The 22,054-nt window shown below is 70.8% G+C and carries 20 protein-coding genes; 5 read left to right on the top strand and 15 right to left on the bottom strand.

Annotated features, from left to right (window positions below; translation table 11 throughout):
* Positions 1-2: 2 nt before the first annotated feature.
* The 10 genes from ABT352_RS36755 to ABT352_RS36710 form a co-directional block, all read right to left on the bottom strand.
* Complete coding sequence (locus tag ABT352_RS36755) at positions 3-722, bottom strand: SDR family NAD(P)-dependent oxidoreductase (RefSeq protein ID WP_350949652.1); 720 nt, start codon at positions 720-722, stop codon at positions 3-5.
* 3 nt (positions 723-725) lie between these two features.
* On the bottom strand, positions 726-1,589 hold the full coding sequence (locus ABT352_RS36750; RefSeq protein WP_350949651.1) for a sugar phosphate isomerase/epimerase family protein: 864 nt from the start codon (positions 1,587-1,589) through the stop codon (positions 726-728).
* Positions 1,590-1,613: 24 nt separating this feature from the next.
* Positions 1,614-2,861, bottom strand: a complete 1,248-nt coding sequence (locus ABT352_RS36745) for a M24 family metallopeptidase (RefSeq protein ID WP_350949650.1) — start codon at positions 2,859-2,861, stop codon at positions 1,614-1,616.
* On the bottom strand, positions 2,858-3,742 hold the full coding sequence (locus ABT352_RS36740) for an NAD(P)-dependent oxidoreductase (RefSeq protein ID WP_350949649.1): 885 nt from the start codon (positions 3,740-3,742) through the stop codon (positions 2,858-2,860). Before ABT352_RS36740 ends, ABT352_RS36745 begins: the two co-directional genes overlap by 4 nt.
* Complete coding sequence (locus ABT352_RS36735; protein WP_350949648.1) at positions 3,739-4,803, bottom strand: zinc-dependent alcohol dehydrogenase; 1,065 nt, start codon at positions 4,801-4,803, stop codon at positions 3,739-3,741. The genes ABT352_RS36740 and ABT352_RS36735 overlap by 4 nt, the downstream gene beginning before the upstream one ends.
* The gene (locus ABT352_RS36730) at positions 4,800-5,867 is read right to left on the bottom strand and encodes an ABC transporter permease (RefSeq protein ID WP_350949647.1); all 1,068 of its coding nucleotides are present in this window, start codon (positions 5,865-5,867) and stop codon (positions 4,800-4,802) included. Before ABT352_RS36730 ends, ABT352_RS36735 begins: the two co-directional genes overlap by 4 nt.
* Positions 5,864-7,414: a sugar ABC transporter ATP-binding protein gene (locus ABT352_RS36725; RefSeq protein ID WP_350949646.1), complete on the bottom strand. Its 1,551-nt coding sequence runs from the start codon at positions 7,412-7,414 to the stop codon at positions 5,864-5,866. Before ABT352_RS36725 ends, ABT352_RS36730 begins: the two co-directional genes overlap by 4 nt.
* Before the next feature lie 85 nt (positions 7,415-7,499).
* Positions 7,500-8,561: a sugar ABC transporter substrate-binding protein gene (locus ABT352_RS36720; RefSeq protein WP_350949645.1), complete on the bottom strand. Its 1,062-nt coding sequence runs from the start codon at positions 8,559-8,561 to the stop codon at positions 7,500-7,502.
* 153 nt (positions 8,562-8,714) lie between these two features.
* Entirely contained in the window at positions 8,715-9,416 is a 702-nt protein-coding gene (locus ABT352_RS36715) for a GntR family transcriptional regulator (protein WP_350949644.1), read from the bottom strand.
* Positions 9,413-9,943 carry a VOC family protein gene (locus ABT352_RS36710; protein WP_350949643.1) on the bottom strand — a complete coding sequence of 177 codons (531 nt, stop codon included), beginning with the start codon at positions 9,941-9,943 and terminating at the stop codon, positions 9,413-9,415. The genes ABT352_RS36715 and ABT352_RS36710 overlap by 4 nt, the downstream gene beginning before the upstream one ends.
* A gap of 321 nt (positions 9,944-10,264) precedes the next feature.
* Here ABT352_RS36710 and ABT352_RS36705 point away from each other — a divergent pair, with 321 nt between their 5' ends.
* Positions 10,265-12,469, top strand: a complete 2,205-nt coding sequence (locus ABT352_RS36705; RefSeq protein WP_350949642.1) for an alpha-ketoacid dehydrogenase subunit alpha/beta — start codon at positions 10,265-10,267, stop codon at positions 12,467-12,469.
* Positions 12,470-12,532: 63 nt separating this feature from the next.
* Positions 12,533-13,780: a dihydrolipoamide acetyltransferase family protein gene (locus tag ABT352_RS36700; protein ID WP_350949641.1), complete on the top strand. Its 1,248-nt coding sequence runs from the start codon at positions 12,533-12,535 to the stop codon at positions 13,778-13,780.
* A gap of 101 nt (positions 13,781-13,881) precedes the next feature.
* On the opposite strand, the gene ABT352_RS36695 is transcribed toward ABT352_RS36700, so the two are convergent.
* Positions 13,882-14,886 carry a DMT family transporter gene (locus tag ABT352_RS36695; protein ID WP_350949640.1) on the bottom strand — a complete coding sequence of 335 codons (1,005 nt, stop codon included), beginning with the start codon at positions 14,884-14,886 and terminating at the stop codon, positions 13,882-13,884.
* A 73-nt stretch (positions 14,887-14,959) separates the two neighbouring features.
* Here ABT352_RS36695 and ABT352_RS36690 point away from each other — a divergent pair, with 73 nt between their 5' ends.
* Positions 14,960-15,910, top strand: a complete 951-nt coding sequence (locus ABT352_RS36690) for a LysR family transcriptional regulator (protein WP_350949639.1) — start codon at positions 14,960-14,962, stop codon at positions 15,908-15,910.
* Between the two features lie 10 nt (positions 15,911-15,920).
* Here the strand turns inward: ABT352_RS36690 and ABT352_RS36685 are convergent, their stop codons facing one another.
* From ABT352_RS36685 to ABT352_RS36670, 4 genes are all read right to left on the bottom strand, one after another.
* Positions 15,921-17,162, bottom strand: coding sequence for an MFS transporter (locus tag ABT352_RS36685; RefSeq protein WP_350949638.1), 1,242 nt, complete (start codon positions 17,160-17,162; stop codon positions 15,921-15,923).
* A 104-nt stretch (positions 17,163-17,266) separates the two neighbouring features.
* Positions 17,267-18,157, bottom strand: coding sequence for an ATP phosphoribosyltransferase (gene hisG / locus ABT352_RS36680; protein WP_350949637.1), 891 nt, complete (start codon positions 18,155-18,157; stop codon positions 17,267-17,269).
* Between the two features lie 17 nt (positions 18,158-18,174).
* Entirely contained in the window at positions 18,175-18,879 is a 705-nt protein-coding gene (locus ABT352_RS36675; protein ID WP_350949636.1) for an SDR family NAD(P)-dependent oxidoreductase, read from the bottom strand.
* Positions 18,866-19,597 (bottom strand): phosphoribosylaminoimidazolesuccinocarboxamide synthase, encoded by a 732-nt coding sequence (locus tag ABT352_RS36670; protein WP_350949635.1) that lies wholly within the window; start codon positions 19,595-19,597, stop codon positions 18,866-18,868. The genes ABT352_RS36675 and ABT352_RS36670 overlap by 14 nt, the downstream gene beginning before the upstream one ends.
* A 170-nt stretch (positions 19,598-19,767) precedes the next feature.
* Between ABT352_RS36670 and ABT352_RS36665 the strand changes: the two genes are divergently transcribed.
* The gene (locus tag ABT352_RS36665) at positions 19,768-21,030 is read left to right on the top strand and encodes an aminotransferase class III-fold pyridoxal phosphate-dependent enzyme (RefSeq protein ID WP_350949634.1); all 1,263 of its coding nucleotides are present in this window, start codon (positions 19,768-19,770) and stop codon (positions 21,028-21,030) included.
* Positions 21,023-22,054: a Gfo/Idh/MocA family protein gene (locus tag ABT352_RS36660; RefSeq protein WP_350949633.1), complete on the top strand. Its 1,032-nt coding sequence runs from the start codon at positions 21,023-21,025 to the stop codon at positions 22,052-22,054. The genes ABT352_RS36665 and ABT352_RS36660 overlap by 8 nt, the downstream gene beginning before the upstream one ends.

Below are 22,054 nucleotides of genomic sequence, written 5' to 3'. Positions count from 1 at the left end.
GCTCAGTGCACGATCAGGCCGCCGTCGACGACGAGTTGCGCCCCGGTGATGAAGGACGCCTCGTCGGAGGCGAGGAACAGGACGGCGGCGGCGACCTCGTCGGCCCGGCCGGCCCGGCCGAGCGGCGTCTGCTTTACCAGGTCGGCGGAGATCTCCGGATCCTGGGCGTCGGTCATCGGCGTGGTGATGAGCCCGGGGTGGACCGAGTTCACCCGGATGCCGTCGGCGGCGTAGGACATGGCGGCGTTCTTGGTCATCACCGTGACGGCCCCCTTGGCCGCCTGGTACGCGGCGACCCCCGCCGAGCCGATCAGCCCCCATGCCGAGGACATGTTGACGATCGCCCCGCCCCCGGCCTGCCGCATCGCCGGGATCACCGAGCGCATGCCGTAGAAGACGCCGGTCTGGTTGACGGCCACGATGCGGTGCCAGTCGTCCAGGTCGATCTCGGTCAGCGAGTCGTAGGAGCCGACGAACCCGGCGCAGTTGAACAGGACGTCGACGCGGCCGTGCCGGTCGGTGATCTCGGCGACGAGGGCGGCCCAGGAGTCCAGGTCGGCGACGTCCAGCCTGCGGTGGTGGGTGCTCCCCTCGTCCCTGGGCCGCGCGGCGATGTCGGCGGCGTAGACGACGGCGCCCTCGGCGGCGAACCGCTCGGCGGTGGCCGCGCCGATACCGCTGGCGGCGCCGGTGACGATGGAGATCTTGTCGGTGAGTGGCATGGCTCAGGCTCCTTCGACCAGCTCGAACTGCCGGGCCGCCGTCGTGTACGCCTCCGGCAGCGCGGACTCCAGCGGGCGCACCCGGTAGGTCTCGGAGAGGATCTCCACACCCCACGGCCCGCTCCAGCCGAGGCCCCGCAGCAGGCCGATGAACTCGGTGACCCGGAAGTCACCCTGGCCGCAGAGGCGCCGCCGCAGCACGGTGTCGGTGTAGCCGTCGCCGATCTGCTCGGCGGCCCCGTCGTCCAGCTCGACGCCCTTGATCAGGTCGATCGGCAGGCGGGCCAGCTCCTCGAAGGTGGCGGCCCCGCGCTCGACGTGCCACAGGTCGAGCATGAGACCTCCGGCCGGGTGTCCGGCGGTGGTCACCAGCTCGACCGCCCTGGCCAGGGTGTCGATGTTGGAGAACGGCATGAACTCCAGCGCCACGGCGGTCCCGGCCTGGGCGAACGCCTCGCTCACCCGATGGAACCCGGCGGCGGAACGTTCCAGGTCGTACGGGCCGCCGGTGATGTCCGGGCCGATCTTGACGTGGTGCGGGCCGAGGGCCTCGCTCGCCTTCACCAGCAGGTCCAGGACGCGGTCGGACTCGGCCCTCTCCTCCTCGTCCAGCCACCAGTCGGTCAGGAACTCCAGCTCCAGGTGGCGGATGCCGTTGTCGTCGAGGATCCGCCGCAGCGTCGGCAGGTCGGAGGTGCGGAGGAACTCCTCCAGGTCGACGTGCATCAGCCCGAAGCCGGCGAAACCCGCGCGGGCCGCCTGCTCGATCCGTACCGGCAGAGGGATGGGGCTGGCGTCTCGGCCGGGCAGCGGGACGGCGTCTCCCGCGGTGGTCCAGCAGGTGGCCAGCAGGTCGGGGTGGGGCATGGGGTTTGACTCCTAACCGGTCCGTCAGTACGGGTTGGCGACGAAGAGGTCCTGCGCGGGGAAGAGGGTGATGACCTTCGCGCCCTCGCGGGTCACCACGACCTCCTCCTCGATGCGGGCGGCGGACCTGCCGTCGCTCGCCGGGCAGTAGGTCTCCAGCGCGAAGACCATGCCCTCCTCGATCTGGACCGGGTGCTCGATCGAGTTGAGGCGTGAGATGATCGGCCGCTCGTGCAGGCCGAGCCCGAGGCCGTGCCCGAACTGGAGGCCGAAGGCGTCCATCTCGGAGGCGAAGCCGAAGTCCTGCGCCCTCGGCCAGGCGCGGGCGATCTCGTCGGTCCAGGTGCCGGGTTTGACCAGCTCGATCGCGGCGTCGATCCACTCCCTGGCCTTGGTGTAGGCGTCCCGCTGGGCCGGGGTCGAGGAGCCGACGTTGAGCGTGCGGTAGTAGCAGGTCCGGTAGCCGTTGTAGGACTGGATGATGTCGAAGAAGCAGGTGTCGCCCGGCCGGATGATGCGGTCGGTGAAGTTGTGCGGGTGCGGGTTGCAGCGCTCGCCGGAGACCGCGTTGATCGCCTCGACGTCGTCGGAGCCCATCTCGTACAGGTAGGCGTTGGCCATCGCCACCAGGTCGTTCTCCCGGATGCCCGGCTTGAGCGCTTCGGCGATGCGCTGGTAGGCGCCGTCCACCATGGCCGCGGACTGGTTCAGCAGCAGGATCTCGTCGATGTTCTTGATCTGCCTGGCCTCCAGCATCACCTGCTGGCAGTCGGCCATGGTCAGGCCGGCCTGCTGCATGGCGAACAGCAGCGGCGGCTCGGCGATGTCCACGCCGACCGGCGCGTCCTGCTGACCCGCCTCCACCAGCAGGTCCTTGATCTCCTGAACGGCGCGGGTGAACAGGCCGACCTCGGGGGCGACCGCGCCGCGCAGGCCGACCATGCCGGCCCGGCAGTTGTCCGGCAGCAGCCACGGCGCGTACAGCTTGTGGTGCTTGGCGGCCGAGCCGAAGTCCCACAGGATGGGTTCGCGGCCCCGGATCAGCAGGGCGTACCTGGTCATCTTGTCCCGCGACCACTCGCCGATCACCGAACCGGTCAGGTAGCGGATGTTGTTGACGTCGAAGACGAGCATCGCGCCGAGGTCGGAGGCCTCCAGCGCGGCGCGGGCGCGGGCCAGCCGGTAGTCGCGGAGCCGGGTGAAGTCCACCCGGGTCTCGAAGTCCACGCCCATGTGGCCGGGCGCGCCGATGGCGTTCGGGTCCAAGGTCATGCGGTTACTCCTTTTCCGGCCGCTTTCTCCTGCACGGCCAGCAGCGACAGGAAGTCCTCCTCGCCGTGCCCCTGCGCGAGGGCGGCGACCAGCAGCGTGCGCACCATGGCGACGAGCGGCAACGGCACCTGCCCGGCGGTCGCCTCGGCCAGGCCGAGGTCGACGTCCTTGAGCAGCAGCCGGGAGGTGAAGGTGGGGGTGAGGTCCATCGTGCGGACGGCCTCGGTCTTGTAGCGGGTGAACGCCGAGCCGACCACGCTCTCGTTGAGGAACTCCATCAGCGTGCCCCGGTCGACGCCGAGTCGCTCGCAGAGCACGACGACCTCGGCCAGGCCCTGGGTGGTGATGGCGAGCAGCAGGTTGTGGCAGATCTTCAGCAGCCGGGACTCGTCGCCCGCGCCCGCGTAGGTGGCGGCCCGCCCGATCGCCTCCAGCACCCCCCGCGCCCGGTCGTAGGCCTCCGGCGAGCCCGAGCAGACGAACGACGCGGTGCCCGCCTCGATGGCCGACGGGTTGCCGCTGACCGGCGCGGACAGGAACGGCACCCCCGCCTCGGCCGCCGCCTCCCGCACCCGGCGGGAGGATTCCACCGACACGGTGGAGGTGTCCACCAGCACCGACGGGCGGTGCTCGGCGGCCAGCAGCGCGAGCGCCACGTCCTCCAGGTCCGCGGAGGCGGCCAGGCTGGTGACGGTCACCTGGGCGGTCGCCGTCTCCCCCGGCTCCGCGGCGAGCCGCGCCCCCGCCTCGCGCAGTGGCTCGGCCTTGGCCGGTGTGCGGTTCCAGACGGTCACCGGGTGACCGGCGAGCAGCAGCCGGCGGACCATCGCCGATCCCATCCGTCCCGCGCCGATCCAGCCGACGGTGGTCTTCTCACTCATCCGGGTTCCTCCCCCTGGAGTTCCGACAGATCGATGACGAGCTTGGGCCGGGCCCGGCCGGCCTCCCGCATCCGGTCGAACGCCTCGCGCGCCCCGGCCACCGGGAACACCCGCTCGATGAGCGCGGTGGGGGAAACCGCGCCGTCGGCGATCAGGTGCAGTGCCCGGGGCATCAGGTCGACGCCGCCGAGCACACCGGACAGGCGCAGGCCCTTGGTGACGAAGGCCGCCAGGTCCACCCCGTCCACCGGACGGCCCGGGATGCCGACCTGGAGCACGCGCCCGGCGATGCCGGCGACCCTGGTCAGCGCCGGGCCGATCGCGGCGGACCCGGTGGCCTCGATCACCACCTGGTAGGCGTCGCTCGGCGCGTCCTGCGGCGTCCAGGCCGCCCGGGCGCCGAGCCGGAGCGCCATCTTCAGCCCTTCGGGGTCGATGCCGATGACGTCCACCGGGCTGCGCATGGCGGCGGCCACCTGCACCGCGAGCAGGCCGAGGGTGCCGGTGCCCAGCACGGCGACGGGCTCGCCCGGCTGGGCGGCGGCCTCCTCGAAGGCGCTGAGCACGGTCACCAGTGGCTCGGCCAGCAGCGCGTGCGCGCTCTCCACCCCGGCGGGCACCACGTGCACGTTGGCGGCCGGAATCCGCAGGTAGCGGGCCGCCGCGCCGGGCACCGCCCCGCGCACACCCAGCTCGTACCGGTCCGGGCAGAGGTTGTAGTGGCCACCGCGGCAGGTCAGGCACTGACCACAGGACAGGAACGGCTCACCCACCACCCGCTCGCCGACCAGGTCGGCGGGGACCGAGGGCCCGACCGCGACGACCTCGCCGGCCCACTCGTGGCCGAACCTGATCGGGAAGTGGGTCAGCCCGCTCGACACGTACGCGCTGCTGCCGTCGAGCAGGTGCACGTCGGTCCCGCAGATCCCGAGGTAGGCCACCCGTACCAGGACCTCGCCCGCGGCCGGCTCCGGCACGGGCACCCGTTCCACGGAGAGGACCCCCGGGGCGGTGAAGACCAGGGCGGGCATGGTGCCGGCAGGCCACTGTCCGGCGCTCATGCCGGTGTCCTTCGGCCCGAGAAGCGCTGGGTGGAGACCCAGCCGACCAGCAGCGCGGCCAGGATGATCGCCCCGTACGCGGCGTTGATCCAGAACGACGGCACGTTGGAGAGCGTGAGGATGTTCTGGATGACGCCGAGCAGGATCACGCCCAGAGCGGCGCCGATCAGGTTGCCCCGGCCGCCGTTGAGGCTGATCCCGCCGATGACGGCGGCGGCGAACACGGTGAAGATGAGGCCGTTGCCCTGGTTGGCGGTCACCGAGGCGATCCTGCCGGTCAGCATCAGCCCGGCCAGGGCGGCCAGCAGGCTGCCCGCCACGATCACGCCGATGGTGAGCCGGGTGGTCTTGATCCCGGCGGCCCTCGCCGCCTCCAGGTTGCCGCCCATCGCGTAGATGCTCCGGCCGGTCGGGGTGAGCTTCATGAACACGTACGCGCCGGCGAAGGCGAGCACGAAGATCCACGCCTGCACGGGCAGGCCCAGGATGACGCCGTCGCCCAGGTAGGTCATGGCATCGGGCAGCATCGCGTAGGTCTGTCCTCCGGACAGGCCGATGGTCAGTCCCTGCAGCAGGATCAGCATGGCCAGGGTCACGATGAACGCGTTGAGCCTCAGCTTGGCGATCATCAGCCCGTTGGCCAGGCCGATCAGCAACACCGCCGGGATCATGATCAGCAGGCCCGCCCAGAACGGCAGCCCGAACCCGCTGTCGGCCACGCCGGAGACCAGCACGGCCAGCAGCATCGGCGCGAAACCCACGGTGGCCTCAAGGGACAGGTCGAAGTAGCCGCCGATCAGGATGAGGCTCTCCGCGATCACCAGCACGCCGAGCACGGCCGAGGTGGTGATGATGTTGTCGATGATGTTGGTGGTGGTGAGGAAGGCGGGGCTCACCACGGCGCCCACGATCACCGCCAGGATGATGATGGGCAGCAGGGTGAGCACGACGGGGTCGACGGACCTGCGCGCCCGCCGGGTGGCCGGCGGCGAAGGTGACGACGGCGACGACGGCGCGGCGGCCACCGACTCCGGCGCCGGTTTCTTCGGGGATAGTGCACTCACTGTGAATCTTCCTCTCCAGACGGCCGCCGGTCCGGCTCGGCGGTGCCGTCACCCTGCACGGCCGCGGCGATCATGCCTTCGGTGAAGGGGTGCCGCAGTTCCGTCGACACCTCCCCGTGGACCATGACGACGATGCGGTCGCAGATCTCCAGGTCCGCGTCGTCGGAGCTCACGATCAGCACGGCCCGTCCGTCCGCGCGGAGCTCCTCGATGGTGTCGTAGATCGACTTTTTGGCGGACACGTCCACCCCGGCGGTGGGGTTGACCAGGACCAGCACCTTGGGATCGGCGGCCACCGAGCGGGCCAGCACGACCTTCTGCTGGTTGCCGCCGCTGAGTTCCTCGGTCGGCTGGGTGGCGCCGTAGGCCTTGATGTGCCACTCCCCGGCCAGCCGCGAGTAGAACTCGTCCCGCTTCCTGCCGTTGATCAGCCGGAACCTGTTGACGAATCGCGGCATGATGTTCAGGGTCGCGTTCTCGGCCACGCTCAGCCCGGGCACGTAGCCGCTGATGTGCCGGTCCTCCGGGGTGAAGCCGATGCCGGCCTGGATGCAGCCGCTGATGTCGCCGAGCGGCAGCGGCCTGCCGTCCAGGGTGACGGCGCCCGACTCGGCCGGGCGCTGGCCGGTGAGCACCTCGGCCAGTTGCATGTGCCCGGCGCCGTCCAGGCCGGTCAGGCCGACGCACTCGCCCGGCCGCAGGGCCAGATCCACGTCGCTCACCTTGGGTGCGGTGACGCCGGAGGCGACCAGGACGGGCGGCAGGGTCGGTTCGGCCCTGGCCGCGTGCGGGCCGTCGCCCGCACCGGCCGCCGCCTCGCCGACCATCGCGTCCACCAGGTCGGGCACGGTCATCCGGGAGAGCCGCTCGGTCAGCACCGTCCAGCCGTCGCGCAGCACGGTGACCGAGTCGCACACCTCGAAGACCTCGTGCAGGTGGTGGGAAACGTAGATGATCGTCACGCCCCGGGCGCGGGCCTTCTCGATGTGGTGGAACAGGCGCTGCGAGGCGCCTCGGTCCAGACCGGCGGTGGGTTCGTCCAAGAGCAGCACCCGCGGGCCCTGGGAGAGCACCCGGCAGATCTCGACGACCTTCCTTTCCAGCGGCTCCAGCTGTTCGACCGGGGTGTCGGCCAGGTGCGCGTACTCCCATTCGGCGAGCAGCTCGGTGGCCTGCCGCTGCACCTCGGACCAGCGGATGAAACCTGCCCGAGAGCGGGGGAACCTGGCCAGGGCGATGTTCTCCGCGGCGGTGGCGGCGGGGACCAGCGTGCTGCGCTGGTAGACGCATCCGACGCCGGCGGTTCCCGTGGCGTCGCCGTCGGCGAGCACCCGGACCGAGCCGCTGTCGGGCTGGGTGAGGCCGGTGAGGATCGACATCAGGGTGGACTTGCCCGCCCCGTTCTTGCCGATCAGCGCCCGTGACTCGCCCCGGTTGACGGTGAGGGACACCGCCGACAGCGCCTTGGTCGGCCCGAACGCCTTGGACACCTGGTCCATCACGATGGCCTGCTCCGCGCCGGCCTGTTCTGAAGGGGCCTGTGGCATTGCTCCGCGCCCTCCTTCCTTGGGTTCTGGATCGTCTCCGGTGGCGGGCCCGCGGGCGCGCCACCGGAGATCACCGGGAGGGGGGTCAGCCGTTGCCCCACAGGCTGGGGTCGTCCACGTTCTCCTTGGTCACCGTGGGCGAGGGAAGCAGGTCCTGGAGGGACTCCCCGACCTCGACGATGGTGCTGTCGTGGTCGGTGGGGCCCGGCTGGTAGGTCTTGCCCGCGATCGCATCCTGGATGTACTGGATGCCGTACTTGGCGTACAGGTCCAGCGGCTGTGACACGACGGCGTCGAGGGTGCCTTCCCGCACCGCCTCCAGCGCCGCCTTGGAGCCGTCGATGCCGACGGTGACGATGTGGTCGGGGTCGCCGACCTTGGTGAGCTTGCCCTGCTTGCGCAGCGCCTGCTGGACTCCGGCCAGGCAGACCGACTCGCTGCCCATGAACAGGCCGGTCAGCTTCTCGGTGCTGAGCACCGTCTGCGCCTGGGTGGCGCACTCGTCCGGCTTCCAGTTCATCGGCTTGGAGATGACCTTGACGTTGGGGAACTTCTCGGCCATGCAGGTGGTGAAGCCCTTGCTGCGGTCCTGGCCGTTCTGGGTGGCCAGGTCGCCCTGGAGGTCGAGGACGGTACCCTCGCCGTTGATCTGCTTGCCCATGTACTCGCAGGCGGCCGTGCCCATGAAGACGTTGTCCGCGCGGACCACCATGTAGATCTTGCCCGAGTCGGCGCCCAGGTCGACGGTGACCACGGGGACGTTCTTGTCGTTGGCCCGGCCGATGGCGGGGGCGACCGCCTTGCTGTCCACCGGGACCACGATGAGGCCCTTGACGCCCCGGCCGAGCAGGGTGGTGATGTCGGCGTTCTGCTTGGCCGCGTCGCCGTCGGCGTTGACCGCGGGCAGCAGGTTGACGCCGGCCGCGGTGGCCTGCTCGCCGAGCTGCTTGACCAGCTGGACCTGGAAGGCGTCGGTGAGGAAGGACTCGGAGAAGCCGATCTCGCCGCTGTCGGCGGCGGCCGGTTCGCCGGAGGCCGCGCCGTCGCCGGTGGCCGTGGTGTCGCCGGAGGAGCATGCGGTGAGGGTGAGGGCTGCCGCGGCGAACAGGGTCAGTACACGCCTGCCCGTTGTGATGTGGTATGACATGAGACCTGCTTTGCTTGGGTGGTGATGTCGTTCTTCGTGTACTGACCGTTCGTTGCGGGACGGCCATGTGGAGGGCGCGTCCGGGAGTTCTGGTCCCGGAGTCACCTTTCGCCGCAGCGTGCCGGACGCGGGTGGAGCCGCGTCCGGTGTGGCTCAGCGGCCCGTGGAGTTGCGTTCGATGACCGGTAGGAGTGCGATCCGGGTCCTGCGGATGTGCCCTGCCAGCAGACGCTCCGCGTCCGTGGTGTCGGCGCGCCGGATCGCGTCGATGAGCAGTCGGTGTTCGGCGTTGATCACCCATTCCCGTTCGTGGCCCGCGCGTTCGACGTACGCGCGCCGGTACGGCTGGGTTATGTTCCACAGCCTTTCGATCATGTCCCGGAGCTCCTTGTAGGGGTTCCCCGAGTAGGACAGCAGGTGCAGTTCACGGTCGAGGTGGAGAAACCTGTCCAGGCTGGTGTTGGCCTCGATCTCGTCCTGGATCCGCTCCAGGCGCCGGATCGTCTCGGCCGGCAGGTGCGGGATGCTCTCGGTGAGCGCGAGCGGTTCCAGCCGTTCGCGGATCTTGTAGGTGACGTCGCACTCCGCCGCGTTCATCTCCGAGACCCAGGCGCCGCTGTTGGCCTTGAGGGTGACCAGGCCCTGGGAGTGCAGGATGCGCAGCGCCTCTCTCACCGGCAGGCGGCTGGCGCCGAAGTCCTTCGCGACCTCCTCCTGACGGATCCTGGCGCCCGGCTTGAGCGCCCCGGACAGGATCTGCTCGCGCAGGTGCTCGGCGATCTGGTGGCTCATCACGCTGGTGGCGGCGCCCGTTTTGTCGTCCGCGGATTCCAGGCCCGAGGTGAGGCCGGTCATCCGCCCACCGCCTGGCTCTGTTCCTCCCGCAGGTACCACGCCCGGCCGCGCGGGTAGGAGACCAGTTCGAACTGGGCACCCCAGGGGGCGAGGAAGTAGATCCAGCGCTGCCCGGCGTGCGGGCCGTCGCTGGCGGTGGGGCCGCCAAGCACGGTCACACCGCGGGAGCGCAGGTAGTCCGCCGCGGCGTCGATGTCCTCCACGTACAGGGCGAGGTGGTGACCGCCGACATCGCTGTTGCGCGGCGGGGTCTGCGCCTGGTCGGGGGCCTCGTACTCGAAGACCTCGAAGACCGGCTGGTTGCCGCAGCGGAAGAACCGCAGCTTGTCCACCCGGGCCCGGGGATGCACGTTGAGATGGGTGGTCATCCAGTCCCCGTCGTCGGACTTGGCGCCGAGCGGGTAGAGGTACTCGCACCCGAGCACGTCCACCAGGAACTCGGTGGCCTGGTCGATGTCGGGAACGGTCAGACCGACATGGTCCAGGCCGACGAGCCCCGGCAACCCAGGGGCACCCCCTTCAGCCATGTATCCCACCTCCGAATCCGTTGACGATCTGTTTCTTGGAAGTTTCCACTGCCGCACCTTCACCGAGTATGGATCCAATAAGGCCTGGTGGATCGGTAGCTTGGTCGCCCAAAGTATGGAAAGTCAATGTTGAGAGCACATTCTTCCGTTACGAAGACATAACGGTAGTGTGAGATCGGATCCAATCTGTGCGATGGTCGGTAACAACCGCGGATCGCGGAGGGGGTGCGGCCGACCGGTCCCGGTCGCCCGGCAGAGCGCCGGCGCCCCCGCGCCGGAACCTGCCCGGCCTCTGGCTTGTCCACCTGGAAGAGAACACACATGACCAAACACCAGGACCTCGCCGCGCCCACCCCCTGGCTGGAGTTGACCACCACGGAGGCGGACTGGGACGCGGCCGACCCCGACCTGCTGCGCGCGATGTTCGGGCAACTCGTGCTGATCCGCGCCTTCGAGGAGTACGTCCTCGAACTCGCCGGGTCCGGACTGGTCCACGGGCCCGCCCACTCCAGCGTCGGTCAGGAGGCCGGGGCTGTCGGGTCGATCCTCTCCCTCACCTCGGCCGACACCATCACCGGATCCCACCGGGGCCACCACCAGTTCCTGTCCAAGGCGCTGGGACATGTGCTGCCCGGCGGCTGGGACCCGCGCGGCGACCTGCCCGCCCCGGTCACCGACCTGCTCACCCGGACGCTGGCCGAGATCTGCGGGCTGGCCCGCGGTTTCTGCCGGGGCCGGGGTGGATCCATGCACCTGCAGTGGCCGGAAGCCGGAGCGATGGGCACCAACGCCATCGTCGGCGGCGGCGTCCCGCAGGCGGCCGGCTTCGCGTGGGCACACCGGCGGGCCGGCACCGACGCGGTCTCGGTCGCCTACTTCGGTGACGGCGCCGCCAACATCGGCTCGGTGCTGGAGAGCTTCAACCTCGCCGCCGCCTGGTCCCTGCCGATCTGCTTCTTCATCGAGAACAACCAGTACGCGGTCTCCACCCACGTCCGCGAGGTCACCGCGGAACCTCGGCTCTCGGTGCGCGGTCTCGGCTTCGCCATCCCCAGCTGGCGGGTGGACGGCATGGATCCACTCGCCGTCCACCTGGCGATGGGCGAGGCGCTGGCCCACATGCGGGCGGGCAACGGGCCGGTCATCATCGAGGCCGACCTGTACCGGTACTACCACCAGAACGGCCCCTTCCCCGGCAGCGCGTTCGGCTACCGCTCCAAGGAGGAGGAGCGGCAGTGGCGGCAGCGCGACCCCATCACGCTGATGACCGGCCACCTGCTCCGGCGCGGCGCGCTCACCGAGCAGGAGGCGGGCAGGGCCGTCGACCAGGCCGCCGCCATGATGCGGGCGATCGGCGACCGGCTGCTCGAACCTCTCCCCGGCGGCAAGCCCGGCCAGCGCCGTATCCGCCCGTCGGAGTGGCCCGAGCCCGGTTTTCGTGACGTCGGCGTACGCGGCGACCTGTCGGAGTTCGGCTCCGAGGTGCGCTACGAGGAGGAGGCCACATTCTCTGGCCGGCTCGACGAGCGCGAGTTCGTCGACGTGGTCGCGGAGGTGATGGCCCGCCGGATGGAGACCGACCCCGCCGTCGTCGTCATGGGCGAGGACGTGCACCGCCTCAAGGGCGGCACCAACGGAGCCACCAAGGGACTGGCCGACGCCTTCCCCGACCGGGTTCTCGGCACCCCGATCAGCGAGAACGCGTTCGCCGGACTGGCCGGCGGACTGGCCATGGACGGCCGCTACCGCCCGGTCGTGGAGTTCATGTACGCCGACTTCCTCTGGGTGGCGGCCGACCAGCTGTTCAACCAGATCGGCAAGGCCAGGCACATGTTCGGCGGCGACCACCCGGTACCGCTGGTGCTGCGCAGCAAGGTGGGCACCGGCACCGGCTACGGCTCGCAGCACTCGATGGACCCGGCCGGAATCTTCGCCACCGCGCCGGGGTGGCGGATCGTCGCGCCCAGCACCCCCTTCGACTACGTGGGCCTGATGAACACCGCGCTCCGCTGCGACGACCCCGTGGTGGTCATCGAGCACGTCGACCTGTACACCAGCACCGGCACCGGGCCGATGGACGACCTCGACTACCACATCCCGGTCGGCCGCGCCGCGGTGCGCCGGGCGGGACGGGACGTGACCGTGCTCTCCTACCTGTCGATGGTCGCCCACTGCCTGGAGGCGGCCGAGCAGGTCGGTGAGATCGACCCCGAGATCATCGACCTGCGCTGGCTGGACAGGGCCAGCATCGACTGGGACACCATCGGCGCCAGCGTGATGAAGACCGGCACCGTGCTCATCGTCGAGCAGGGGGCGGTCGGCACCTCCTACGGGGGCTGGCTCGCCGACGAGATCCAGCGCCGCTACTTCGACTGGCTCGACCACCCGGTACAGCGGGTGACCGGCGGCGAGGCGTCACCGAGCATCAGCAAGGTCCTCGAACGGGCGGCCATCGCCCGCACCGAGGAGGTCGCCGCCGCCTTCCGCCGCATGACCACCGACGGCACGCTCGCGCCCCGGCACTGAGCCCACCTTCCGATCTCCCGCACCACGAACCAGGGACCAGGACCAATGGCCACTCTTCTTCGCATGCCAGAACCGGCGGCCGGTGCCACCAGCGCCGTCGTGTCGGAATGGCCGATCGCCGAGAACTCCCCCTACTCCGTCAGCACCGCCATCGTCGTCATCGAGACGGCGAAGGCGTCCATCGAGATCGAGGCGGAGAGCGACGGCGTCCTGCTCAAGCGACTCGTCCCCGCCGGGACCGAGGTCGACGTCGGCACGCCCATCGCCCTGCTCGGCGCGCCCGGGGAACCGCCGGAGAACATCGAGGACCTCCTCGCCGGACTCGGCGTCACCAAACCCACCGCAGAGCCCGCCACAGAGTCCGCCACGGAATCCGCCGCAGAACCGGACGCCTCCCCGGCGCAGCCCACCGCCGTGAACGGGCACCCCGTACCGGAGGAACCGGGCACGCCACAGCGGGTCTACGCCAGCCCGCTCGCCCGGCGGCTGGCCCGCCAGGGCGGTCTGGCGATCGACCGGATTCCCGGAACCGGACCGGCCGGCCGGATCCTGCGGCGAGACGTCGAGGAGGCACTGGCCCGCGCGAGCGAGCCCACCCCCGCCCCCGCGCCTGTCGCGGCTCCGGAGGCCGGGGACCACGAGGACATCCCGCACAGCAGGATCCGCCGCGCCATCGCCACCCGCCTGGTGGAGAGCAAGCAGACCACGCCGCACTTCTACGTCAGGGGAACCGCCCGCGCCGAAGGGCTGCTGGCCGTCCGGGCGCAGCTCAACCAGCCGGGATCACCCAAGATCTCGGTCAACGACCTGGTGGTCAAGGCGGTCGCCCGTGCCCACAGGCTCGTCCCCGAGATGAACGTGATCTGGACCCCGGAGGCCGTCCGCCGCTTCACCCAGGTGGACGTGGCGGTCGCCGTGGCCACCGACACCGGCCTGGTGACCCCGGTGCTCCGCGCGGTCGACACCATGCCGATCAGCGTGGTCGCGGAGACCACCCGCCGCCACGCCGACAGCGCCCGTACCGGCCGCCTGCGCCAGGGTGACCTGGAAGGCGGCACCGTCGCCGTCACCAACCTGGGCATGTACGGCACCGAGGAGTTCACCGCGATCATCAACCCGCCGCACTCCTCGATCCTGTCGGTCGGTGCCGTCCGCACCGAGCCCGTCGTGGAGAACGACGTGGTCGTCCCCGGCGCCACGATCCGTTTCGTGCTCTCGATCGACCATCGCCCGATCGACGGCACGGTCGCGGCCCGTTGGATGGGCGAATTCCTGTCCTTGATCGAGAATCCGGTCCGCATCCTCGCCTGAAGGGGCCGGGATGCGAGTGGCGATTTTTCGCGCCGCCCCGTCCCGGCCCAGCCGCCACCTGCCGACGAGGATTCAGCGCCGTGAACCCATGAGGTCACGCTTCACGGCGCCAGGCCGACCGGCTCCGTGCGGTCCTCTCGTGCGGAATCCAAGCCCCGGCGGTTTTCCGGGCCGGGCCGGTCGGGCGCCGGGCGCGGGCCCCGGTCCTGGCGTCGGAGTTGCAGGACGACGACGCAGGACAGCACAAGCGCGCCGCCGGCGAGCTGCACCGGGGTCAGGGATTCGCCGAGGACGAGCGCGGCCAGTGCGGCGGTGACCACGGGCTCGAAGGTGGACAGGATGGCGGCGGCCGACGGGCCGATGCGCTTGAGCCCGGCGAAGAAGGTCAGCATCGCCGCGACGGTGGAGACCACGGCGATGGCGGCGAGCCAGAACCATCCCGACGCCCCGAAGCCGAGGTCGACGCCGCCGGTGAGCAGGGTACGGGCGGTGAGGGTGCCGGCCGCGCCGGTCATCACCAGCGCGGACAGCACCACGGGCGCCAGCCGGTGCACAACGGTGTCGGCGACGAGGATGTAGACGGTGTACGTGACCGCGGAGGCGAAGGCGAGCAGCGCCCCGAGCGGGTGGAAGCTCATGCCGCCGGCGCCGAGCAGGACCAGCAGTGTTCCGCCCGAGGCGGCCGCGAGCGCGGCTGCGCGCGCGAGGGTGAGCCGGTCACGGCCGAGCAGCACCGCCGTCACGGTGACCATGACCGGGTAGGTGTAGAGGATCAGGGCCAGCAGCGAGGCGTCCATCAGCCGCAGCGCGGAGAAGAACAGGCTCGCCTGCGTGGCGTACCCGATGGCGCCCAGGCCGACGGCGATGGCGAGCACTCGGCCGCGCGTCATCGCCGGCCGGCCGCTCGCCCGCTGCCGGGGAGGACCGGAGGCGGCGCGGCGCAGTCCCGGCCGCACCAGCACGACGATCCCGAGCAGGACGGCGGCGAGGGTGAAGCGCACCAGCAGCAGCGCCTCGGGCGAGACGCCGGCGTCGTAGGCGAGTTTGCCGAAAATCGCCATCGCGCCGAAGCAGGCCGCGGACAGAAGACATAGTGCTGCACCCATGCGTACCAGGATCGAGGTCCCGACTCATTGGGTCCAGCGATGATTTCTGGAGGTGAATCGTTAGGATTCTCGCATGATCGAGCTGGATCTTCGGCGGTTGCGCTTCCTGCGGGAGTTCGAGGAGCGCGGCACCCTGGCCGCGGTCGCGGCGGCTCTGGGCTACAGCCCGTCCACGGTCTCCCAGCAGCTCGCCCTGCTGGAGAAGGAGGTCGGTGCCCGGCTGCTCGACAAAGCCGGTCGGGGTGTGCGGCTCACCGACGCCGGACAGCTGCTCGTCCAGCACGCACGGGTGCTGCTGTCGGCCGCCGAGGCGGCGGAAGCGGACCTGGCCGGCCTCGGCGGCGACATCCGGGGCACCGTCCGCGCCGGCGGTCTGCAGTCGGCCGCCCGCCGTCTCCTCATCCCGGCACTGGCCCGTATGAAGGCCGGCCACCCGCGGGTCCGTGTGGAGATCTTCGAGCTGGAACTCGAACAGTCCCTGCCGGGCCTGCGCCTCGGCACGGTCGACCTCGTCATCGGCGACGAGTACGACAGCCACCCCCGCCCGCGCCCGGCCGGCCTGCGCTTCACGCCCCTGCTCGAAGAGCCGCTGAAAATCGTGCTCCCGGCCGCGCACCCACTCGCCCTGCCCGGCGGACCCGTCCCGGTCACCGGCCTGCGATCCGACATCTGGACCGCCTCCGCCGAGGGCACCGGCCACCACGCCATGGTCATCGGGACCTGCCGCACCCTCGGTGGCTACGAACCGGACCTGCGCCACCGCTCCAACGACGCCGACGTCCAGCTCGAACTCGTCCGCGCCGCGGCGGCCGTCGCCCTGCTGCCGGCCCTGACCCTGCCCGGCCACGACCCCGCGCTCGCGTTCAGGGACATCGCAGAAACCACCCTCGAACGCCGCCTGGTCGCCGCCACCCGGGACACGCCCCCCGCTCCCGCACTCAGCGCCCTCCTGACAGCCGTGACGGACCAGGTGCACAGGCTCGACCTGTGGCAGCCTTCCAGACCACCCGCCCGGCGTTCCTGACGATCGACCTTCAGCCCGCGACGCCTTTCTCCCCTGCTCCGGCCACCCACCGTTGACGCCCCGCGGCGCGGCCGCCGGCCAGCAGCAGTGCGGCGACGGCGGCGACGAGCCCGACGGCGATGACCGGCGCGAGCGCCGCGAAGCCGAAGGCGGCCGCGACCTCGCCGAACATCGGCGGGCCGAGCAGCGAGCCGAGGCTGCCCGCCTGGGCGACCAGGCCGCTGCCGACGTCGGCGTGGTCGAGCCGCTCCAGGATCAGTGGCAGGGCGGCGAAGACGAGGGCGGCGAGGAACCCGTTGGCGAGCGAGAGCGTCCCGGCGCCCGCGAGCACGCCGGCGAGCGGGCCGCCGCCGTAGACGAGCCAGGCGGCGGGCACGGCGAGCAGGCCGAACAGCGCGAGGACGCCGACCCGGGTGCCGCGACGCAGCAGCATGCCGACGAGCAGCCCGCCGACCGCGCTGAGCAGCGAGATCACCGAGGTGCTCGCGCCGGCGGCGGCGGCCGAGTTGTCGTGCTGCTCGATGAGGAGCGTGGGAAGCAGCACGATCACCGGGATGGTCACCAGCGCGGTCAGGCAGAACGAGAAGGCCAGCACGCCCGGCCATCGCAGCGCACGCAGCCGGGGGACGGGCCCGGCGGCGGCTCGCGGACCCGCCCCGGTGCGGGGCAGCCGCAGTTGCAGGACCACCGCCATGAGAAGGGTGAGAGCGGCGAGCAGGCCGATCCAGCCGCGCCAGCCGAAGGCGTCGCCGGCCGCGCCGCCGACGAGCGTGCTGGCGAACAGGCCCACGGACACGAACGTGGCCCAGACCGACAGGGCGGCGCTGCGGTCGCGTTCGTCGGCCAGGCGCAGGACGAGCACCGGCCCGGCGATGGTGACCAGCAGGTAGCCGAAGCCCTCGGCGACGCGGGCGACGAGCAGCCAGGCGAAGTCGCCGGCCAGGACGCTCGCCGCGCCCGCCACGGCGATCAGGGCAAGGCCGTACACCAGCGCCCCCCGCGCGCCGACGCGGCGCATCAGGTAGCCGCCGGGCAGGCCGAAGGCTGCGCCGACGCCGACGACCGCCGAGATGACCCAGCCCAGCTGGGACAACGACAGCGACAGCTGGCCGGTCACCGCCGGCCCGACGGGGGCGAACTTGCCCAGGCTCATCGCGGCGACGACGCCGCCGAGGTAGACGACGCCGATGGTCGCCCACGTCGAGCGCCGCCCGGGCTGCACGGGCGCGTCCGGGGCCGGCTCAGACTTCACACGCTCTCTCCTTCACACGACGTCGCGGCGGCTCAATGCTCGTCGTGCCCTCGTGTGCCGGTCAACTCGGCGCGGCCTGTACGGCGACGCGGCACGGGCCGGCGTCACGGCCGCGTCGCGTTCGTGGCGAGGATGCCGATTCCGGTCTCGGTGACGTTGACGGCGCCGGCCGACAGCAGGACGTCGATCGTCTCGGGCACGTCCCGGCTCGGCAGCACGCCCTGCAGGACGACCATGTTCTCGTCGCCCAGCTCCGCCCCGGCCCGCCACGAGCGCCCCGGCATGGCCGAGGTGACCTGCGGCAGGCACTCGGCGGGGGCGCGGACGGTGAGCAGCACGTTCGCCGGGCCGACCCAGGCGCCGCGCAGCAGCCGGGCGACCTTCCCGATGACGGCGCGTCGCCTCTCGTCGGCGTAGGCGGCGGGGTTGGCGACGAGCTGGGCGCCGCAGGTGCGGATCGTCTCGATGACGCGCAGGTTGTTCTGCCGCAGGGAGTGTCCCGTCTCCACGACGTCGATCATCACGTCGGCCAGCTCGGGGATCTTGGCCTCGGTGGCGCCGTAGGAGACGACCACCTCGGCGCGCCGTCCGGCGTGCTGGAAGAATCGGCGGCCGATGTTGGGGTACTCGGTGGCGACGCGGACACCGTCGGCGAGGTCGGCCACGCTGGTCGCCGGGTGGTCGGCGGGCACGGCGAGGACGAGCCGCCATGGCCTCTCGGTGTTGCGGGAGTAGTCGAACGACTCGACCACCTCGACCTCGGCGCCGGTCTCCTCGACCCAGTCCGCGCCGGTGAGCCCCACGTCGAACGAGCCGTTCTGGACGACGAGCGGGATCTCGCGCGGCTTGTAGAACGCGACCTGCGCGGTGCCCGCGTACTCGATGGTGCCCCGGTAGGAGCGCTCAAAGGGTCGTCGTACGTCGAGACCGGCGGCCGCGAAGAGTTCCAGCGCCCGCCGTTCCAGGGATCCCGTCGGCAGAGCGAGCGAGATCATGCTTCCTCCTCCGCGCGTCAGATGTGTAACAGCCGGTCGATACCGGTGATCGGCGGCGTCGCCAGGTCGGCGGGGCGCACCTCGATCTCGCCGACGACGAGGTCGGTGGGCCAGGAGTCGACGATGCTGCCGACGCAGCGGGCGATCGAGCGGGTGCTCATCTTGTAGGGGTCGGTGTCGCCGTCGAGGTTGGCGATGGCGCCGGGCGAGACGAGACAGGCGCGTACGCCGTTGCGCCGCTCCTCCAGCAGCAGCGTCTCCACCAGCGCCTTCAGCCCGGCCTTGGTCGCGCTGTAGGCGGCCCCGCCCTCGAAGTAGCGGGTGCCCGCGTGGCTGCCCATCGCGACGAAGACGCCGCGGCGGGCTCGCAGCGCCGGCAGCGCGGCCTGAACGAGGTGGAAGCAGGCGCTGAGGTTGATCGCCACCAGGCGTTCCCAGTCGGCCTCGCGCAGGTCGGCGATCGGGTCCAGGACCCGGTCGACGGCGTTGGACACGCAGACGTCCAGCCGTCCGGTCGCGGCCAGGACGTCGGCGACGGCCCATCTGATCTCCGCGGGCCGCGACACGTCGCAGCGCCGTTCGCCGAGCCAGTCCGCGCCGGCGAGGGAGCGGTTCAGGGAGAAGACGCGAAACCCGCGCCCGCGCAACTCCTCGGCGATGGCCCGGCCGCTGCCCCGGTTGGTGCCGGTGATCAGCGCCACCCGGCCGTCATCTGATGACATCGAGGATGCGACTCCACTGGTTGACGATCTCGTCGGCGTCGACGCCGTCACGGAACAGGTCCTTGTCCAGCGGGGACCCGTCCTCGTGCCGCAGGCGCATGCAGTCCTGTGAGATCTCGGAGATGACGGTGAGGCCGCCTTCGGCGGTGACGCCGAAGATGAGGCACATGTCCCAGAGGTCCACGGGGTGCAGCCAGGAGCGCAGTGTCTCGTTGACGGCCAGGGCGCGCTCGCGCATCTCCTCGACGGGCAGTCCGAGGACGCGCAGGTAGTCCTCGCCGATCGGCTGGTCCTCGGGGTCGACTCGGTAGTCGAACTTCACGACCGGGCGCGGCAGTGGCGCACCGTCCTCGAACAGGCCGGGGTACTTGCGGGTGGTCGACCCGGTGGCCCGGTTCTTCACGATGACCTCGAAGGGCGGGGCCGGGCAGTAGTCGGCGAGGTAGGAGTCGGGGCCGACCCGCTCACGGAACGCGCACGCCACCCCCGCAGCCTCGATCCGGGCCGCAGCTTTTTCATAAAAAGCCAGCCGTAACGGCCCGGTACGCTCCACCATTTCGTCGCGCTGGTATGTGAAACTGCGCAGGCTGGGGACTATCTGCACCAGACATCGGCCCTCGGGCAGCCGCCACAGCCGTTTACTGCGCCCGACGATATCCGGCTGTACCGTTCCGGGTATTTCGGAGATCGGAATTCGCCGACTCGATCCGTGGTCCACATCGCCTCCATATCGGAGTTCGGCTCGACCCACCGCTTCGACCGTCGCACCCTTATCCAGGCGTTGTAAACCTAGAAGAAGGTTCACTTGACCCTGCTCGCAGGCCGCCGCTACGGTCTCGGAAATTAAGCCCTCGATCTTATTCACGGTTTCCGGAGAGGAGGAAGATCTTGTCGAAAAACGAGCGAATAGCTCACTCGAAGATCACTCGTAAGTTTCGGTCCGAAGGACGCCAACTCCTGTTCACGCAGGGGCAGGGCGGTGAGGTTTCGGATGCGAACGGGATGACGTACATCGACTTCGTCATGGGATACGGACCGGTGATAATCGGCCACTCGGACGAACTCTTCAATGAAATTCTGTGCGGCTATCTCGGTAACGGCGTGATGATGCCGGGCTACACGACCTTCCACGCGGAGTACTTGGAACGGCTGCTCGGCGAGCGGACCGGGGACCGCGGCGCGTTCTTCAAAACCGCCTCCGAGGCCGTCACCGCGACCCTGCGGCTGGCCGCGATGCGCAACGGCCGGCTGGGAGTGCTGCGCAGCGGTTACATCGGCTGGCATGACGCGCAGATCGCCAACTCCCTGAAGTGGCACGAGCCGCTGCACTCGCCGCTGCGCGGGAAACCGCGCTACACCGAGGCGATGCGCGGCATCGGCGAGAGCGAGCCCGCGGTGAACTGGGTGGACCTGCGGCTGGAGTCGCTGGCGGAGATCCTGGAGCGCTACCGGGACCGGCTGGGCTGTTTCGTCTTCGACGCCTACCTGGCCTCGTTCACCACCCCCGAGGTGCTGCGGCAGGCCGTCGCGATGTGCCGGGACGCCGGTCTGCTCACCGTCTTCGACGAGACCAAGACCGGTGGCCGTATCTCGCCGCTCGGCTACGACCACGACCACGCCATCGGCTCGGACCTCATCGTGATCGGCAAGGCGCTGGCCAACGGGGCGCCGCTGAGCCTGGTGGTGGGTGAGGCCGAACTGCTGGCCGACGCCGAACGGGCCCGGCTCAGCGGTACGTTCTCCAAGGAGATGATCGCCGTGTACGCGGCGCTGGCGACCCGCGACATCTTGGACAAGCCCATCGGTGACGCGCCGGACGGCTGGGCCGAGATCGGCCGGATCGGCACACGGGTGGCGGCCGTCCTGACCGCGGCGGCCGAGGACGCCGGTGTGGCGGCCCTGGTCGGTGCACGCCCCGTTCTCGGCGGCGGGATGTTCGAGCTGGTCTACCACGATGAGGCGCTGCTGGGTGACAAGGTGCGGCGTGAGGCGCTGCTCGCCGCGCTCACCGGCGCCGGCATCCTGCTCCTCGAAGGGCACCCGTCGTTCGTCAGCCTGGCACACCGGCAGATCGACCCCGATGAGCTGCGCGGCCGGGCGCGCCGAGCCTTCGAGCGGTGGAGCACGAACGTGGAGGCCGGCCGTGACTGACCGCCCGCGCCTCGCCCTGGTCGGCTGCGGCCGGCAGATGAGCCAGAATCTCCTGCCGTTCCTCCAGCGCGTACGCGGTCACCGGATCGTGGCCTGCGTCGACCCCGACCTGTCCTTGGCCAAGGAACTGCAGCAGGAGTCCGGGGCCGCGCTCTGCGCCGACTCGATCGAGGCGCTCGACCTGGACACCGTGGACGCGGCCGTCATCGCGGTGCCGCCCGAGCCGTCGTACCGGCTGACCCGCCGGCTGGTGGAGGGCGGCGTCGACTGCTTCGTGGAGAAGCCCGCCGGGCCCTCGACGCCCGCGTTGCAGGATCTGCACCACGTCGTGGACCGCAGCGGCCGCAACGTCCAGGTGGGCTTCAACTTCCGCTACGCCGAGACGCTGCGGCGGCTGCACGAACTGAGCCGCGACGCCCGGGCGACCTCGTGCTCGGTGACGATCGACTTCTACAGCCGCCATCCCTCGGCCCCGCAGTGGGGGGTGGACACCACGCTGGAGGCGTGGATCCGGCACAACGGGGTGCACGCCCTGGACCTGGCCCGCTGGTTCACCCCCTCCCCCGTCGTCCAGGTCAACGCGCACGTCATCCCGGGCGAGGACGACCGCTTCCAGGTGAACGTGTTCCTCCGGCACCGCGACGGGTCCCTGTCGACGTTGCGGATGGGCAACCACGTCAAGCGGTTCCTGGTGGGCGTCATGGTGCAGGGGATGGACGGCAGCCGCTACAGCGCGCCGTCCCTGGAGCGGGTGACCCTCGATCTGGCCGACGGCCTGCCGCTGGGCCAGGAGCTGTACGGCACGAAGAACCTCGATCACGGCTGGGATCGGAGCGGCTTCGGGCCGGAACTGGAGGCGTTCGTGGCATCCTGCGGGAACGACGCCCCCCGTGCGGGTGACACGCCGTCGATCGCCGACGCGCTCGCCGCCTCCGTGCTGGCCGACCAGGTGATGGAGGAGATCGACCGGGACGGTAAGAACGGCCTGGGACACCTGCCGGACGCGGCCCGCGCCTCGGTGTAG

This window comes from Streptosporangium sp. NPDC000563 (assembly GCF_040299985.1).
Lineage (GTDB): Bacteria > Actinomycetota > Actinomycetes > Streptosporangiales > Streptosporangiaceae > Streptosporangium.
The sequence above is the reverse complement of the archived record's forward strand: the minus strand, read 5'-3'. Positions and strand labels throughout refer to the sequence as shown.

What these genes read in the sequence shown, in the direction of transcription:
- ABT352_RS36755 (WP_350949652.1), bottom strand. Translation starts at nt 722, where the DNA reads ATGCCACTCACCGACAAGATCTCCATCGTCACCGGCGCCGCCAGCGGT.
- ABT352_RS36750 (WP_350949651.1), bottom strand. Translation starts at nt 1,589, where the DNA reads ATGCCCCACCCCGACCTGCTGGCCACCTGCTGGACCACCGCGGGAGAC.
- ABT352_RS36745 (WP_350949650.1), bottom strand. Translation starts at nt 2,861, where the DNA reads ATGACCTTGGACCCGAACGCCATCGGCGCGCCCGGCCACATGGGCGTG.
- ABT352_RS36740 (WP_350949649.1), bottom strand. Translation starts at nt 3,742, where the DNA reads ATGAGTGAGAAGACCACCGTCGGCTGGATCGGCGCGGGACGGATGGGA.
- ABT352_RS36735 (WP_350949648.1), bottom strand. Translation starts at nt 4,803, where the DNA reads ATGAGCGCCGGACAGTGGCCTGCCGGCACCATGCCCGCCCTGGTCTTC.
- ABT352_RS36725 (WP_350949646.1), bottom strand. Translation starts at nt 7,414, where the DNA reads ATGCCACAGGCCCCTTCAGAACAGGCCGGCGCGGAGCAGGCCATCGTG.
- ABT352_RS36720 (WP_350949645.1), bottom strand. Translation starts at nt 8,561, where the DNA reads ATGTCATACCACATCACAACGGGCAGGCGTGTACTGACCCTGTTCGCC.
- ABT352_RS36715 (WP_350949644.1), bottom strand. Translation starts at nt 9,416, where the DNA reads ATGACCGGCCTCACCTCGGGCCTGGAATCCGCGGACGACAAAACGGGC.
- ABT352_RS36710 (WP_350949643.1), bottom strand. Translation starts at nt 9,943, where the DNA reads ATGGCTGAAGGGGGTGCCCCTGGGTTGCCGGGGCTCGTCGGCCTGGAC.
- ABT352_RS36705 (WP_350949642.1), top strand. Translation starts at nt 10,265, where the DNA reads ATGACCAAACACCAGGACCTCGCCGCGCCCACCCCCTGGCTGGAGTTG.
- ABT352_RS36700 (WP_350949641.1), top strand. Translation starts at nt 12,533, where the DNA reads ATGCCAGAACCGGCGGCCGGTGCCACCAGCGCCGTCGTGTCGGAATGG.
- ABT352_RS36695 (WP_350949640.1), bottom strand. Translation starts at nt 14,886, where the DNA reads ATGGGTGCAGCACTATGTCTTCTGTCCGCGGCCTGCTTCGGCGCGATG.
- ABT352_RS36690 (WP_350949639.1), top strand. Translation starts at nt 14,960, where the DNA reads ATGATCGAGCTGGATCTTCGGCGGTTGCGCTTCCTGCGGGAGTTCGAG.
- hisG (WP_350949637.1), bottom strand. Translation starts at nt 18,157, where the DNA reads ATGATCTCGCTCGCTCTGCCGACGGGATCCCTGGAACGGCGGGCGCTG.
- ABT352_RS36675 (WP_350949636.1), bottom strand. Translation starts at nt 18,879, where the DNA reads ATGTCATCAGATGACGGCCGGGTGGCGCTGATCACCGGCACCAACCGG.